The following is a 16,246-nucleotide window of genomic DNA, read 5'->3' on the forward strand; positions in this document are numbered from 1 at the left end:
ATTAGATGGTCACGGCACCGGAAAGCGGAATTATCGCCGGATAAGATGAGTCAGCATCGCATCCGGCACATTACACGTTAAAGCACTTCCAGCGGCCAGTGGACATAGCTCTGCCACTCCGTTTCCTGATCGATAATTTCTTTACCCAGCGGGTGCTGAGCCAGCCAACCTTGCGGCAGCGTCAGGGTCAACTGTTCATGGTTGGCTTGTAATGTAATCTCCGGCACTAAATCATCACGGCGACGGCTGGCAAAAATGATTGCCAGGCGCAGTAAACGACAGAGTTGTTCCGCAACGCGCGGCGGTACGGCATTTTGTTGATGCAACGATGAAAGATCGACAGGATTCGTCTGGTTGAGCAATAGCGTCGCCAGCAGCTTTTTCTGCGCAGGCGTAAAACCGGGAAGATCCAGATTACGCACCAGATAAGCGGCATGTTGCGGCGCTTGTTTGAAATCAACGCTCAGGCCAATTTCATGAAGTTGACAGGCGCTGATTAGCAAATCGCGGCTAATCGCTTCAAGATGCCACTCTTTTTCTACCTGATCAAACAAGTTAGCGGCAACGTTGACCACGCGCTGCGCCTGATCAATATCAATCATAAAACGGCGCTGAATATTACGCAGTGTACGACTGCGAATATCCTGCTCAACCGCCAGATGCAACATGCCGTAGACCAGGCCTTCACGTAGAGCACCACCAGCCAGCGTCATACACTGAATATTCAGCTCGGTAAAAATGGCTATCAGGATCGCCAGACCACTCGGGAATACTAATGCGCGCTCCAGCGTTAACCCTTCAATCTCCAGTTCTTCCAGCCGACCGCAATGAATAGCGCGCTGTTTCAGTTGCTGCAACTTCGCAAGGGTAATGCGCTCATCCATTCCCTGCGCCATCATGATTTCCTGTAATGCCTGCACGGTGCCGGAAGCGCCAACGCACACTTTCCAGCCGTGATATCGCAGTTCATCGGCAACCGGACGTAACACTTCGCGTGCCGCTTTTTCTGCAGCATCAAAATTTTCCTGCCCCAGATTACGATCGGCAAAATAGCGTTCCAGCCAGGTGACGCAGCCCATCGACAGGCTGAACAAAGACGTGGTTTGTGCGCCTGTGCCAGTGACCAGTTCGGTACTGGCGCCACCAATATCCACGACCAGGCGCTGATCGGCTCCGCCGGTGGTGTGAGCAACACCCTGATAAATCAGGCGAGCTTCTTCTTCACCGCTGATCACCTGTACCGGACAACCGAGGATTTCCTGCGCTTTAGCAATAAAATCACCGGCATTGACGGCAAGTCGTAACGTCGCCGTAGCGACAACGCGAATTTGCGATGGTGGGATATCTTGCAGACGTTCAGCAAACAGGCGCAAACATTGCCAGCCGCGCTCCATTGCTTCATTAGACAGGGCATTTTCGCTGTTCAGGCCAGCAGCCAGACGCACTTTACGTTTAATTCGCGTCAGCGTCTGGATGCTTCCAGCCACCTCGCGCACTACCAGCATATGGAAACTATTTGAACCGAGATCAATAGCTGCATACAGCGACGAGGTGGAACCCATACTCTTCATCCTTCAATCTGTCTCTGCGTTGGCTGCATTCTTTCACCCGAATCACTTGCTACAGTAAGCGCATCGGGATTCATTCTCTTGCCATCTTGATACAGTTTGAATGATTTTGAGTATGACATTTTATTTAACCTGAACGACGACGATTACGCGGAGCGCCAGTACGACGCGGACCATTGCCTGTGCGCGGGCGCGTGAGGCGCAGCGGTTTTGGCAGATCGGTCATCAATGCGTCCGGATTGTATTTGCTTACCGGAATTGAGTGACCAATATAGGTCTCAATAGCAGGCAAATTCAATGCATACTCTTCACACGCCAGGCTGATAGAGTGACCGCTTGCGCCTGCGCGACCAGTACGACCGATACGGTGAACGTAATCTTCACAGTCATCGGGCAAATCGTAGTTAAAGACGTGCGTCACTGCCGGAATATGCAGACCACGAGCAGCAACGTCGGTAGCAACCAGAATATCCAGATCGCCACGGGTAAATTCATCAAGAATACGCAGGCGTTTTTTCTGCGCCACATCGCCCGTCAACAGACCGACACGATGACCATCTGCCGCCAGGTGACCCCAGATATCTTCACAACGGTGTTTGGTGTTGGCGAAAATAATCGCTCTGTCTGGCCACTCTTCTTCGATCAACGTTTGCAACAAACGCATCTTTTCTTCGTTAGAAGGGTAGAAAAGCTCTTCTTTAATACGGTGGCCCGTTTTCTGTTCCGGTTCCACTTCGATATATTCGGCGTTATTCATCTGCTCGAACGCCAGTTCACGTACCCGGTACGAAAGCGTGGCGGAGAACAGCATGTTGAGGCGCTGGTTCGCTGGCGGCATACGGCGGAACAGCCAGCGGATATCTTTAATAAAGCCCAGATCATACATACGATCGGCTTCATCCAGCACCACCACTTGAATGGCACCGAGGTTAATGTGGTTCTGCTTGGCGTAGTCAATTAAACGACCCGTGGTGCCAATCAGGATGTCAACGCCGCTTTCCAGCACTTTCAGCTGTTTGTCGTAGCCATCGCCACCGTAAGCCAGACCCAGCTTCAGGCCGGTAGCTTGTGCCAGTGGCTCCGCGTCGGCGTGGATCTGCACGGCAAGTTCACGCGTCGGTGCCATAATTAAGGCACGCGGTTGATTCACCTTGCGATCGGCAATTGCGGGATGAGAGAGAAGGTAATGAAACGAAGACGTAAGAAACGCCATCGTTTTCCCGGTACCAGTTTGCGCCTGCCCGGCTACGTCACGACCTTCCAGCGTTAGCGGAAGAGCCAGTGCCTGAATGGGCGTACAGTTATGAAACCCTTTTTTTTCAAGGGCTTCTACAACTTTCGGATGCAGGGCGAAGTCGGAAAACTTCTGTTCTGTTAAATGTGTTTTGCTCATAGTGTGATAGAATATCAGCTTACTATTGCTTTACGAAAGCGTATCCGGTGAAATAAAGTCAACCTTTAGTTGGTTAATGTTACACCAACAACGAAACCAACACGCCAGGCTTATTCCTGTGGAGTTATATATGAGCGATAAAATTATTCACCTGACTGACGACAGTTTTGACACGGATGTACTCAAAGCGGACGGGGCAATCCTCGTCGATTTCTGGGCAGAGTGGTGCGGTCCGTGCAAAATGATCGCCCCGATTCTGGATGAAATCGCTGACGAATATCAGGGCAAACTGACCGTTGCAAAACTGAACATCGATCAAAACCCTGGCACTGCGCCGAAATATGGCATCCGTGGTATCCCGACTCTGCTGCTGTTCAAGAATGGCGAAGTGGCGGCAACGAAAGTCGGTGCGCTGTCTAAAGGTCAGTTGAAAGAGTTCCTCGACGCCAATCTGGCATAAGGGAACGTCATGTTCGGGTGCCCTGTCGCTAAAAACTGGACGCCCGGCGTGAGCCATGCTAACTTAATGTTGACTTCGTATTAAACTTACCTTATTAAGTTTGAATCTTGTAATATCCAACGCTTCCCGTTTTTATCTAATGCGAAGTGAACAGATTTCTGGTTTGTCACTCAATCCGTCTTGTCGTTTCAGTTCTGCGTACTTTCCTGTGACCAGACAGCGAAAAGACATGAGTCGATGACCGTAAACAGGCATGGATGATCCTGCCATACCATTCACAACATTAAGTTCGAGATTTACCCCAAGTTTAAGAACTCACACCACTATGAATCTTACCGAATTAAAGAATACGCCGGTTTCTGAGCTGATCACTCTCGGCGAAAATATGGGGCTGGAAAATCTGGCTCGTATGCGTAAGCAGGACATTATTTTTGCCATCCTGAAGCAGCACGCAAAGAGTGGCGAAGATATCTTTGGTGATGGCGTACTGGAGATATTGCAGGATGGATTTGGTTTCCTCCGTTCTGCAGACAGCTCCTACCTCGCCGGTCCTGATGACATCTACGTTTCTCCCAGCCAAATCCGCCGTTTCAACCTCCGCACTGGTGATACCATCTCTGGTAAGATTCGCCCGCCGAAAGAAGGTGAACGCTATTTTGCGCTGCTGAAAGTTAATGAAGTTAACTTCGATAAACCTGAAAACGCCCGCAATAAAATCCTCTTTGAGAACTTGACCCCGCTGCACGCGAACTCTCGTCTGCGTATGGAACGTGGTAACGGTTCTACTGAAGATTTGACCGCTCGTGTGCTGGATCTGGCTTCGCCAATCGGTCGTGGTCAGCGTGGTCTGATTGTGGCACCGCCGAAAGCCGGTAAAACCATGCTGCTGCAGAACATTGCTCAGAGCATTGCTTACAACCACCCGGATTGTGTGCTGATGGTTCTGCTGATTGACGAACGTCCGGAAGAAGTAACCGAGATGCAGCGTCTGGTTAAAGGGGAAGTTGTCGCTTCTACCTTTGATGAACCGGCATCCCGTCACGTTCAGGTTGCGGAAATGGTGATCGAGAAGGCGAAACGTCTGGTTGAGCACAAGAAAGACGTTATCATTCTGCTTGACTCTATTACTCGTCTGGCGCGTGCTTACAACACCGTCGTTCCTGCTTCCGGTAAAGTGTTGACCGGTGGTGTGGACGCTAACGCACTGCATCGTCCGAAACGCTTCTTCGGTGCGGCGCGTAACGTTGAAGAGGGCGGCAGCCTGACCATCATCGCAACGGCGCTCATCGATACGGGTTCCAAAATGGACGAAGTTATCTACGAAGAGTTTAAAGGCACCGGTAACATGGAGCTGCACCTCTCTCGTAAGATCGCTGAAAAACGCGTCTTCCCGGCTATCGACTACAACCGTTCTGGTACGCGTAAAGAAGAACTGCTCACCACTCAGGAAGAGCTGCAGAAAATGTGGATCCTGCGCAAAATCATTCACCCAATGGGCGAAATCGACGCAATGGAATTCCTCATTAACAAGCTCGCGATGACCAAGACGAATGACGATTTCTTTGAGATGATGAAACGCTCATAAATTTGTCTTATGCTAAAAACGCCACGTGTTTACGTGGCGTTTTGCTTTTATATCTGTAATCTTAGCAGCATGCCTGTGATGGTGGGAAAATTCCTGGTTTTTGCGGGTGTTTTATACGATTTTCGTCGCGAGTGGTTGGTTTTTACACAAGTCTGATTGGTTCAGAAAGTAGTTTCCCTTCTGAATAAAGGTCTTCGTGGGTATACTTCTGCTAATAATTTTCTCTGAGAGCATGCATTGTGAATTTACTGACAGTGAGTACTGATCTCATCAGTATTTTTTTATTCACGACACTGTTTCTGTTTTTTGCCCGCAAGGTAGCAAAAAAAGTCGGTTTAGTGGATAAACCTAACTTCCGCAAACGTCACCAGGGATTGATACCGCTCGTTGGGGGTATTTCAGTTTATGCAGGGATTTGCTTTACGTTCGGAATTGTCGATTATTACATTCCGCATGCATCTCTCTACCTGGCTTGCGCTGGCGTCCTGGTGTTCATTGGCGCGCTGGATGACCGTTTTGATATCAGCGTAAAAATCCGAGCCACCATACAGGCCGCTGTTGGCATTGTTATGATGGTGTTCGGCAAACTTTATCTCAGTAGCCTTGGCTATATTTTTGGCGACTGGGAGATGGTACTCGGACCGTTTGGGTATTTCCTGACGTTGTTTGCAGTCTGGGCGGCAATTAATGCTTTCAATATGGTTGATGGCATTGACGGTTTGCTGGGCGGCTTATCCTGCGTCTCATTTGCGGCAATTGGCATGATTTTGTGGTTCGACGGGCAAACCAGCCTCGCTATCTGGTGCTTTGCGATGATCGCCGCCATCCTGCCTTACATCATGCTCAACCTCGGTATTCTGGGACGTCGCTATAAAGTCTTTATGGGCGATGCGGGCAGTACACTGATTGGTTTTACCGTAATCTGGATCCTGCTGGAAACCACCCAGGGCAAAACGCATCCGATTAGCCCGGTGACTGCATTATGGATAATCGCCATTCCGCTAATGGATATGGTGGCAATTATGTATCGTCGCCTGCGTAAAGGCATGAGCCCGTTCTCTCCTGACCGTCAGCACATTCATCATTTAATCATGCGTGCCGGCTTTACTTCTCGTCAGGCATTTGTGCTGATTACCCTTGCTGCTGCACTGCTTGCCTCCATTGGTGTGCTGGCAGAATATTCTCATTTTGTCCCTGAATGGGTCATGCTGGTGCTCTTTTTGCTAGCATTCTTCCTCTATGGCTATTGCATTAAGCGCGCCTGGAAGGTTGCTCGCTTTATTAAGCGTGTGAAACGCCGACTGCGCAGAAACCGTGGTGGCAGCCCCAACTTAACCAAATAAACGAGGATGTAATGACGCAACCAATGCCTGGGAAACCAGCCGAAGACGCTGAAAATGAACTGGATATTCGTGGGTTGTTTCGTACCTTGTGGGCTGGGAAGCTGTGGATTATTGGCATGGGGCTGGCGTTTGCGTTAATTGCGCTGGCATATACATTTTTCGCCCGCCAGGAGTGGAGTGCGACGGCGATTACCGACCGTCCAACGGTGAATATGCTGGGGGGATACTACTCACAGCAGCAGTTTTTGCGTAACCTGGACGTCCGTTCGAACATGGCTCCTGCCGACCAACCATCGGTCATGGACGAAGCCTATAAAGAATTTGTTATGCAGCTGGCGTCGTGGGACACCCGTCGCGATTTCTGGCTGCAGACGGATTATTACAAACAGCGGATGGTCGGTAACAGTAAAGCTGATGCGGCTCTGCTGGATGAAATGATCAACAACATCCAGTTTATTCCCGGTGATTTCACCCGCGCGATCAATGATAACGTTAAATTGATTGCCGAAACTGCCCCTGATGCCAATAATCTGCTGCGTCAATATGTCGCATTCGCCAGTCAGCGCGCTGCCAGCCATCTGAATGATGAGCTGAAAGGCGCATGGGCAGCACGCACTATCCAAATGAAAGCCCAGGTGAAGCGTCAGGAAGAAGTGGCGAAAGCGATCTACGACCGCCGGGTAAACAGCATTGAGCAGGCGCTCAAAATCGCCGAGCAACATAATATTTCTCGTAGTGCGACAGATGTCCCTGCGGATGAATTGCCTGATTCAGAAATGTTTTTGCTGGGTCGCCCTATGCTGCAGGCGCGATTAGAAAACTTACAGGCCGTCGGTCCGGCCTTTGATCTCGACTATGATCAGAATCGGGCCATGTTAAATACCCTTAATGTAGGTCCAACCCTGGATCCGCGTTTTCAGACCTATCGCTATTTGCGTACGCCGGAAGAACCGGTAAAACGCGATAGCCCACGTCGTGCCTTCCTGATGATTATGTGGGGCATTGTCGGGGGGCTGATCGGGGCTGGTGTCGCATTAACCCGCCGTTGCTCGAAATAGCAACACAGCTGCGGTGAGCGCAAAGGCGCTCGCCGCTTATTCAAAGAGAATCGATGTGAAAGTACTGACTGTATTTGGTACGCGCCCGGAAGCCATCAAGATGGCGCCGCTGGTGCATGCGTTGGCAAAAGATCCTTTTTTTGAGGCTAAAGTTTGCGTCACTGCGCAGCATCGGGAGATGCTCGATCAGGTGCTGAAACTCTTTTCCATTGTACCTGACTACGATCTCAACATAATGCAGCCAGGGCAGGGCCTGACAGAGATAACCTGTCGAATTCTTGAAGGATTAAAACCTATTCTTGCCGAGTTCAAACCAGACGTGGTGCTGGTACACGGCGATACCACCACGACGCTGGCCACCAGTCTGGCGGCGTTTTATCAGCGTATTCCTGTTGGTCACGTAGAGGCTGGACTGCGTACGGGCGATCTCTATTCACCCTGGCCGGAAGAGGCTAACCGCACGCTGACTGGTCATCTGGCGATGTACCATTTCTCCCCTACTGAAACCTCGCGGCAAAACCTGCTGCGTGAAAACGTCGCTGATAGCCGAATCTTTATCACCGGCAATACCGTTATCGACGCCTTGCTGTGGGTGCGCGACCAGGTGATGAGCAGCGATACGCTGCGTTCTGAACTGGCGGAAAATTACCCGTTTATCGACCCCGATAAGAAGATGATTCTGGTGACCGGTCACAGACGTGAGAGCTTCGGTCGTGGCTTTGAAGAAATTTGCCACGCACTGGCAGAAATCGCCACCACTCATCAGGACATCCAGATTGTCTATCCGGTACATCTCAACCCGAACGTCAGAGAACCGGTAAACCGCATTCTGGGGCATGTGAAAAATGTCATTCTGATCGATCCCCAGGAGTATTTACCGTTTGTCTGGCTGATGAACCACGCCTGGTTGATTTTGACTGACTCTGGCGGTATTCAGGAAGAAGCGCCTTCACTGGGTAAACCGGTGCTGGTGATGCGCGATACCACTGAACGTCCGGAAGCGGTGACTGCGGGTACGGTGCGTCTGGTCGGCACGGATAAGCAACGAATTGTCGAGGAAGTGACACGTCTTTTAAAAGACGAAAACGAATATCAAACTATGAGCCGCGCCCATAACCCGTATGGTGATGGTCAGGCATGCTCTCGCATTCTGGAAGCGTTAAAAAATAATCGGATATCACTATGAGTTTTGCGACCATTTCTGTCATTGGACTGGGTTACATTGGGCTGCCAACGGCGGCAGCGTTTGCCTCCCGGCAAAAACAGGTGATTGGTGTCGATATCAACCAACAAGCGGTTGATACCATCAATCGTGGCGAAATCCATATCGTCGAGCCTGATTTGGCGAGTGTGGTAAAAACTGCCGTAGAAGGTGGTTTTTTACGAGCGAGCACAACGCCGGTTGAGGCGGATGCCTGGCTGATTGCTGTACCTACGCCGTTTAAAGGCGATCATGAACCGGATATGACTTACGTCGAATCGGCTGCCCGCTCCATTGCGCCAGTACTGAAAAAAGGCGCGCTGGTGATCCTTGAGTCCACCTCGCCGGTGGGCTCAACTGAGAAGATGGCAGAATGGTTAGCAGAGATGCGTCCAGATCTGACTTTCCCGCAGCAAGTGGGCGAGCAGGCGGACGTCAACATTGCTTACTGCCCGGAACGCGTGTTGCCGGGGCAGGTGATGGTCGAGTTGATTAAAAATGACCGTGTGATTGGCGGTATGACACCGGTTTGTTCTGCGCGCGCCAGCGAACTGTACAAAATTTTCCTCGAAGGTGAGTGTGTCGTCACTAACTCGCGGACGGCGGAAATGTGTAAGTTGACTGAAAACAGCTTCCGCGATGTGAATATTGCTTTTGCTAACGAACTATCGCTGATTTGTGCCGATCAGGGGATTAACGTCTGGGAACTGGTTCGCCTGGCGAATCGCCATCCACGAGTCAATATTCTTCAGCCTGGGCCTGGCGTGGGTGGTCACTGTATTGCAGTTGATCCGTGGTTTATCGTGGCGCAGAACCCGCAGCAGGCGCGGCTTATCCGTACCGCGCGCGAAGTGAATGACAACAAACCTTTCTGGGTTATCGATCAGGTCAAAGCGGTGGTTGCCGACTGCCAGTCCGCTACGGATAAACGCGCCAGCGAGCTGAAAATTGCCTGCTTTGGTCTGGCGTTTAAACCGAATATTGATGATCTGCGCGAAAGTCCGGCAATGGAAATCGCTGAACTGATCGCTCAATGGCACAGCGGTGAAACGCTGGTTGTTGAACCGAATATTCACCAGTTGCCGAAAAAACTGATCGGACTTTGCACTCTGGCGCAGCTTGACGACGCACTGGCAACGGCAGATGTGCTGGTGATGCTGGTCGATCACAGTCAGTTCAAAGCCATCAGCGGCGAACATGTTAAACAGCAGTATGTCGTGGATACCAAAGGGGTCTGGCGCTGATTACAGTGAATGACTGTTTTGAGGGAGTCACACAATGCCCATTCGCGCCAGAATTGAACCACTAACCTGGGAAAACACCTTCTTTGGTGTCAACAGCGCCATTGTGCGCATTAGTCCTGACGCGCCACTCCTGACGTCAGACGCCTTAGCGCCGTGGTCACGGGTGCAGGCCAAAATTGCTGCATCAAATACCGATGAGCTGGACGCCTTGCAACAACTGGGATTCTTACTGGTTGAAGGTGAAGTTGATTTGGTACTGCCCGTGAACAACGCAAGTGATAGCGACGCAGAAGTGGCACAAGAGACAGATATTCCAGTGCTACGCCAGTTAGCCAGTGAGGCATTTGCGCAAAGCCGTTTTCGTGCGCCGTGGTATGCGCCTGACGCCAGTGGCCGCTTTTATGCGCAGTGGATTGAAAACGCCGTACGCGGCACTTTTGATCATCAATGCCTGATTTTACGCTCAGCGTCTGGTGATATTTGTGGCTATGTTTCTCTACGAGAATTGAATGCCACTGACGCGCGCATTGGCTTGCTGGCAGGCCGTGGCTCCGGTGCACAGCTGATGCAAGCGGCGCTAAACTGGGCGTATGCTCGCGGTAAAAAAACATTGCGGGTGGCGACCCAGATGGGCAACACCGCCGCGCTTAAACGATACATACAAAGTGGTGCGAATGTAGAAAGCACCGCGTACTGGTTATACAGGTGATCACATGATTCCATTTAACGCACCGCCGGTGGTAGGAACCGAACTCGACTATATGCAGTCGGCAATGGGTAGCGGCAAACTGTGCGGCGATGGCGGTTTTACCCGTCGCTGCCAGCAGTGGCTGGAGCAACGTTTTGGTAGTGCCAAAGTGCTGCTGACGCCGTCCTGCACCGCTTCGCTGGAGATGGCGGCGTTGCTGCTCGATATCCAGCCGGGCGATGAAGTGATCATGCCGAGCTACACCTTTGTCTCCACCGCCAACGCCTTCGTGCTGCGTGGAGCAAAAATCGTCTTTGTGGATGTCCGCCCGGACACCATGAACATCGATGAAACGCTTATTGAATCGGCGATCACCGACAAAACGCGCGTTATCGTGCCGGTACATTACGCGGGCGTGGCCTGTGAAATGGACACCATTATGGCGCTGGCGAAAAAGCATAACCTGTTTGTGGTGGAAGATGCCGCTCAGGGCGTGATGTCCACTTACAAAGGGCGTGCGCTGGGAACCATTGGTCATATTGGCTGCTTTAGCTTCCATGAAACCAAAAACTACACGGCGGGCGGTGAAGGTGGTGCGACGCTGATTAACGATAAAGCGTTGATTGAACGTGCCGAGATCATCCGTGAAAAAGGCACTAACCGCAGCCAGTTCTTCCGTGGTCAGGTCGATAAATATACATGGCGTGATATTGGTTCCAGCTATCTGATGTCCGATCTGCAAGCTGCGTACCTGTGGGCGCAACTGGAAGCCGCCGAACGTATCAACCAGCAACGTTTGGCGTTGTGGCAAAACTACTACGATGCGTTAGCACCTCTGGCGAAAGCCGGGCGTATCGAACTGCCATCGATTCCAGATGGCTGCGTGCAGAACGCGCATATGTTCTACATTAAGCTGCGGGATAATGATGACCGGAGCGCATTGATTAACTTCCTGAAAGAAGCGGAAATTATGGCGGTGTTCCATTATATTCCGCTACACGCAAGCCCTGCGGGTGAACGCTTTGGTGAGTTCCACGGCGAAGATCGCTACACCACCAAAGAGAGCGAGCGCCTGCTGCGCCTGCCGCTGTTCTACAATTTGTCGCCCGTCAATCAACGCACGGTAATTGCGACCTTGTTGAACTACTTCTCCTGATATGTCGCTGGCAAAAGCGTCCTTATGGACGGCGGCCAGTACGCTGGTCAAGATTGGCGCCGGATTACTGGTCGGTAAGTTGCTGGCGGTATCATTTGGTCCGGCTGGGCTGGGACTGGCGGCAAATTTCCGCCAGTTGATTACCGTGCTCGGCGTGCTTGCTGGGGCGGGCATTTTTAACGGCGTAACCAAATACGTTGCCCAGTACCATGATAATCCGCAGCAGTTGCGCCGAGTGGTCGGTACTTCATCAGCGATGGTGCTTGGCTTTTCCACGCTGATGGCGCTGGTTTTTGTGCTGGCAGCTGCGCCAATCAGCCAGGGATTGTTTGGTAATACCGACTATCAGGGGCTGGTGCGTTTAGTGGCGTTGGTGCAAATGGGGATCGCCTGGGGCAACCTGTTGCTGGCGTTGATGAAAGGCTTTCGCGATGCCGCAGGTAATGCGTTATCGCTGATTGTCGGCAGCTTGATTGGCGTTATCGCCTATTACGTCAGTTACCGTTTGGGCGGTTATGAAGGCGCGTTGCTGGGTCTGGCGTTGATTCCTGCGCTGGTGGTGATTCCTGCCGTCATCATGTTAATTAAGCGTGGTGCAATTCCTTTAAGCTATCTGAAACCCAGCTGGGATAATGGTCTGGCTGGGCAGTTGAGTAAGTTCACGCTCATGGCGCTGATTACGTCGGTGACCTTGCCCGTTGCTTATATCATGATGCGTAAACTACTGGCGGCGCAATACAGCTGGGATGAAGTGGGGATTTGGCAAGGGGTGAGCAGTATTTCCGATGCCTACCTGCAATTTATTACGGCATCGTTCAGCGTATATTTGCTGCCCACGTTGTCGCGGCTAACGGAAAAGCGCGATATCACCCGGGAAGTGGTGAAGTCGCTGAAATTCGTCTTACCGGCAGTGGCGGCGGCGAGTTTTACCGTCTGGCTGCTGCGCGATTTTGCTATCTGGCTGTTGTTGTCGAATAAATTTACCGCCATGCGCGATCTCTTTGCCTGGCAGTTGGTAGGCGATGTATTGAAAGTGGGCGCTTATGTCTTTGGTTATCTGGTGATCGCCAAAGCGTCGCTGCGGTTTTATATTCTGGCGGAAGTCAGCCAGTTCACTTTGTTGATGGTATTTGCCCACTGGTTGATCCCCGCGCATGGTGCTCTGGGCGCGGCGCAGGCTTATATGGCAACTTATATCGTCTATTTCTCTCTTTGTTGTGGCGTGTTTTTACTCTGGCGTAGGCGGGCATGACTGTACTGATTCACGTACTGGGATCGGATATCCCTCACCATAACCAAACCGTTCTACGGTTTTTCAACGACGCGCTGGCCGCGACGAGCGAGCACGCGCGCGAGTTTATGGTTGCTGGCAAGGACGACGCCTTAAGTGACAGCTGTCCGGCGCTTTCTGTGCAATTTTACCCTGGTAAAAAATCCCTGGCAGAAGCGGTCATCGCAAAGGCGAAAGCTAACCGCCAGCAGCGATTTTTCTTCCACGGTCAGTTCAACACCGCGCTATGGCTGGCGTTGCTGAGTGGTGGTATCAAACCCAGCCAGTTTTACTGGCATATCTGGGGTGCAGATCTCTATGAGGTTTCCAGCGGGCTGAAATTCAAACTTTTCTATCCTGTCCGCCGACTGGCACAAAAGCGAGTTGGCTGCGTATTTGCCACTCGCGGTGATTTGAGCTTTTTTGCTAAAACGCATCCTAAGGTGCGGGGCGAACTGATTTACTTCCCAACCCGAATGGATCCTTCTCTCAATACGATGGCGAACGATCGGCAACGTGAAGGGAAAATAACCATTCTGGTGGGGAACTCCGGCGATCGTAGCAATGAACACATCGCCGCCTTAAATACTGTTTATCAGCAGTTTGGCGATACGGTAAAAGTGGTGGTGCCGATGGGATATCCGCCCAACAACGATGCGTATATTAACGAAGTTCGTCAGGCAGGACTGAAACTGTTCAGCGAAGAAAATCTGCAAGTTCTGAGCGAAAAACTGGATTTTGACGCCTATCTGGCGCTACTTCGTCAGTGCGATCTCGGCTACTTTATTTTTGCCCGCCAGCAGGGCATTGGTACGCTGTGCTTACTGATTCAGGCGGGTATTCCTTGTGTGCTCAACCGGGAAAATCCGTTCTGGCAGGATATGACAGAGCAACATTTGCCGGTGCTGTTTACTACCGACGATCTCAACGAGGATATTGTGCGTGAAGCGCAGCGCCAACTGGCGTCGGTGGACAAAAACAACATTGCCTTCTTTAGCCCGAACTATCTACAAGGCTGGCAGCGGGCGCTGGCTATTGCCAGCGGGGAGGACGCATGAGCCTGTTGCAATTTAGCGGCCTGTTTGTTGTCTGGCTGCTTTGCTCACTGTTTATTGCTACGCTGACCTGGTTTGAGTTTCGCCGCGTGCGCTTTAACTTCAATGTCTTCTTTTCATTGCTGTTTTTGCTCACCTTTTTCTTTGGCTTTCCGCTGACCAGCGTGCTGGTATTTCGCTTTAATGTCGGCGTTGCGCCGCCAGAAATTCTCCTTCAGGCGCTGCTTTCTGCTGCTTGCTTCTACGCGGTTTACTACGTTACCTACAAAACCCGCCTACGCAAACGCGTTGCTGATGTAGCGCGCCGCCCGCTGTTTACCATGAACCGCGTGGAGACCAATCTTACGTGGGTGATTCTGATGGGCATCGCGCTGGTGAGCGTCGGCATCTTCTTCATGCACAACGGTTTTTTGCTGTTCCGGCTTAACTCCTACAGCCAGATCTTCTCCAGTGAAGTCTCCGGCGTGGCGCTAAAACGCTTCTTTTACTTTTTCATCCCGGCGATGCTGGTGGTCTACTTTCTGCGCCAGGACAGCAAAGCGTGGCTGTTTTTCCTCGTCAGCACGGTCGCATTTGGCTTGCTGACTTATATGATCGTCGGCGGTACTCGCGCCAATATCATCATCGCATTCGCTATCTTCCTGTTTATTGGCATTATTCGCGGCTGGATTTCGTTGTGGATGCTGGCGGCGGCAGGCGTGCTGGGGATTGTTGGCATGTTCTGGCTGGCGCTAAAACGCTATGGAATGAACGTGAGCGGCGATGAGGCGTTCTACACGTTTCTCTATCTCACCCGCGACACCTTCTCGCCGTGGGAGAATCTGGCGTTGCTGTTGCAGAACTACGACAACATTGACTTCCAGGGGCTGGCGCCGATTGTCCGCGATTTCTATGTCTTTATTCCTTCCTGGTTGTGGCCGGGACGCCCGAGCATGGTGCTGAATTCTGCCAACTATTTCACCTGGGAAGTGCTGAACAATCACTCCGGCCTGGCAATCTCGCCTACGCTTATTGGTTCACTGGTTGTTATGGGCGGCGCGCTGTTTATTCCTCTGGGGGCGATTGTAGTTGGACTGATCATTAAATGGTTCGACTGGCTGTATGAGCTGGGCAACCGCGAAACCAATCGTTATAAGGCCGCGATATTGCACAGTTTCTGCTTCGGGGCGATCTTTAATATGATCGTACTGGCGCGCGAAGGGCTGGATTCGTTTGTCTCACGCGTGGTCTTTTTTATCGTGGTCTTCGGCGCATGTCTGATGATCGCAAAACTGTTGTACTGGCTTTTTGAAAGCGCCGGACTCATTCATAAACGCACAAAATCATCGCTCCGGACGCGGGTTGAAGGATAACAATGAATAACAACACCACGGCACCGACCTACACGCTACGTGGCTTACCGTTGATCGGTTGGCGTGATATGCAGCACGCCCTCGATTATCTGTTCGCTGACGGGCAGCTTAAGCAGGGAACGCTGGTTGCTATTAATGCCGAAAAAATGCTGACCATTGAAGATAATGCCGAGGTCAGGGAGTTAATTAACGCTGCCGAATTTAAATATGCCGATGGTATTAGCGTTGTACGTTCAGTACGTAAAAAGTACCCGCAGGCGCAGGTTTCCCGCGTTGCCGGGGCCGATCTCTGGGAAGAGCTGATGGCGCGCGCAGGAAAAGAAGGGACGCCAGTATTTCTTGTTGGCGGTAAACCTGAAGTGCTGGCGCAGACCGAAGCTAAATTGCGTGACCAGTGGAATGTGAATATCGTTGGTAGCCAAGACGGCTATTTCAAACCCGAGCAGCGTCAGGCACTATTTGAACGCATTCATGACAGTGGAGCGCAAATCGTCACCGTTGCGATGGGATCGCCAAAACAGGAGATCTTCATGCGCGATTGCCGTCTGGTGCATCCAGATGCGCTGTATATGGGCGTTGGCGGGACTTACGATGTCTTTACTGGTCATGTGAAACGCGCGCCGAAAATCTGGCAAAAACTGGGGCTGGAGTGGCTCTACCGCCTGCTTTCGCAGCCGAGCCGCATTAAGCGTCAGCTTCGTTTGCTGCGTTATTTACGCTGGCACTACACTGGCAACCTCTGATTTTCCTCTCTGTAAAGCGGCGGAGTGGTCACTCCGTCGCCTGCCTGCTGTTTTATTACACAAAGCATTCAAATTTTTAATGCTTCATTTGCCATTTCTTCTAAATTACGAAAACATTCGCAACACTCGA

At 51.5% G+C, this 16,246-nt stretch carries 15 protein-coding genes; 13 read left to right on the forward strand and 2 right to left on the reverse strand.

The genetic code is table 11. The features are described from left to right. Window positions 1-77 precede the first annotated feature (77 nt). Both gppA and rhlB read right to left on the reverse strand, forming a co-directional pair. Window positions 78-1,562 (reverse strand): guanosine-5'-triphosphate,3'-diphosphate diphosphatase, encoded by a 1,485-nt coding sequence (gppA, locus tag HEM79_RS16010; protein WP_000535974.1) that lies wholly within the window; start codon window positions 1,560-1,562, stop codon window positions 78-80. Window positions 1,563-1,695: 133 nt separating this feature from the next. Next, window positions 1,696-2,961, reverse strand: coding sequence for an ATP-dependent RNA helicase RhlB (gene rhlB, locus HEM79_RS16015; RefSeq protein ID WP_000047511.1), 1,266 nt, complete (start codon window positions 2,959-2,961; stop codon window positions 1,696-1,698). A 130-nt stretch (window positions 2,962-3,091) separates the two neighbouring features. On the opposite strand from rhlB, the gene trxA reads away from it, so the two are divergent. From trxA to wecG, 13 genes are all read left to right on the forward strand, one after another. After that, a complete protein-coding gene (trxA, locus tag HEM79_RS16020; protein ID WP_001280776.1) occupies window positions 3,092-3,421 on the forward strand; it encodes a thioredoxin TrxA in 330 nt (109 codons plus the stop codon). 139 nt (window positions 3,422-3,560) lie between these two features. Further along, a complete protein-coding gene (gene rhoL / locus HEM79_RS16025) occupies window positions 3,561-3,662 on the forward strand; it encodes a rho operon leader peptide RhoL (protein ID WP_010345119.1) in 102 nt (33 codons plus the stop codon). A gap of 84 nt (window positions 3,663-3,746) precedes the next feature. Then, window positions 3,747-5,006 (forward strand): transcription termination factor Rho, encoded by a 1,260-nt coding sequence (rho, locus tag HEM79_RS16030; RefSeq protein ID WP_001054527.1) that lies wholly within the window; start codon window positions 3,747-3,749, stop codon window positions 5,004-5,006. A 239-nt stretch (window positions 5,007-5,245) separates the two neighbouring features. Then, window positions 5,246-6,349 (forward strand): UDP-N-acetylglucosamine--undecaprenyl-phosphate N-acetylglucosaminephosphotransferase, encoded by a 1,104-nt coding sequence (gene wecA, locus HEM79_RS16035; RefSeq protein ID WP_021549958.1) that lies wholly within the window; start codon window positions 5,246-5,248, stop codon window positions 6,347-6,349. Between the two features lie 11 nt (window positions 6,350-6,360). After that, window positions 6,361-7,407 (forward strand): ECA polysaccharide chain length modulation protein, encoded by a 1,047-nt coding sequence (gene wzzE / locus HEM79_RS16040; RefSeq protein ID WP_000193459.1) that lies wholly within the window; start codon window positions 6,361-6,363, stop codon window positions 7,405-7,407. Between the two features lie 55 nt (window positions 7,408-7,462). Beyond that, window positions 7,463-8,593 carry a non-hydrolyzing UDP-N-acetylglucosamine 2-epimerase gene (gene wecB, locus HEM79_RS16045; RefSeq protein WP_010355040.1) on the forward strand — a complete coding sequence of 377 codons (1,131 nt, stop codon included), beginning with the start codon at window positions 7,463-7,465 and terminating at the stop codon, window positions 8,591-8,593. Next, the gene (wecC, locus tag HEM79_RS16050; protein WP_176241545.1) at window positions 8,590-9,852 is read left to right on the forward strand and encodes a UDP-N-acetyl-D-mannosamine dehydrogenase; all 1,263 of its coding nucleotides are present in this window, start codon (window positions 8,590-8,592) and stop codon (window positions 9,850-9,852) included. Before wecB ends, wecC begins: the two co-directional genes overlap by 4 nt. Before the next feature lie 34 nt (window positions 9,853-9,886). Beyond that, window positions 9,887-10,561 (forward strand): dTDP-4-amino-4,6-dideoxy-D-galactose acyltransferase, encoded by a 675-nt coding sequence (gene rffC, locus HEM79_RS16055; protein WP_001122571.1) that lies wholly within the window; start codon window positions 9,887-9,889, stop codon window positions 10,559-10,561. Window positions 10,562-10,565: 4 nt separating this feature from the next. Next, complete coding sequence (gene rffA / locus HEM79_RS16060; RefSeq protein WP_000612064.1) at window positions 10,566-11,696, forward strand: dTDP-4-amino-4,6-dideoxygalactose transaminase; 1,131 nt, start codon at window positions 10,566-10,568, stop codon at window positions 11,694-11,696. Between the two features lies 1 nt (window position 11,697). Further along, on the forward strand, window positions 11,698-12,948 hold the full coding sequence (wzxE, locus tag HEM79_RS16065) for a lipid III flippase WzxE (RefSeq protein ID WP_039020281.1): 1,251 nt from the start codon (window positions 11,698-11,700) through the stop codon (window positions 12,946-12,948). Continuing rightward, the gene (gene rffT / locus HEM79_RS16070) at window positions 12,945-14,024 is read left to right on the forward strand and encodes a TDP-N-acetylfucosamine:lipid II N-acetylfucosaminyltransferase (protein WP_176241544.1); all 1,080 of its coding nucleotides are present in this window, start codon (window positions 12,945-12,947) and stop codon (window positions 14,022-14,024) included. Before wzxE ends, rffT begins: the two co-directional genes overlap by 4 nt. Beyond that, entirely contained in the window at window positions 14,021-15,373 is a 1,353-nt protein-coding gene (gene wzyE, locus HEM79_RS16075) for an ECA oligosaccharide polymerase (RefSeq protein WP_000055105.1), read from the forward strand. The genes rffT and wzyE overlap by 4 nt, the downstream gene beginning before the upstream one ends. Before the next feature lie 2 nt (window positions 15,374-15,375). After that, window positions 15,376-16,116, forward strand: coding sequence for a lipopolysaccharide N-acetylmannosaminouronosyltransferase (gene wecG, locus HEM79_RS16080; protein WP_176241543.1), 741 nt, complete (start codon window positions 15,376-15,378; stop codon window positions 16,114-16,116). Window positions 16,117-16,246 lie beyond the last annotated feature (130 nt).

Origin of the sequence: Escherichia sp. 93.0816, assembly GCF_013368855.2 — a bacterium.
GTDB lineage: Bacteria > Pseudomonadota > Gammaproteobacteria > Enterobacterales > Enterobacteriaceae > Escherichia > Escherichia ruysiae.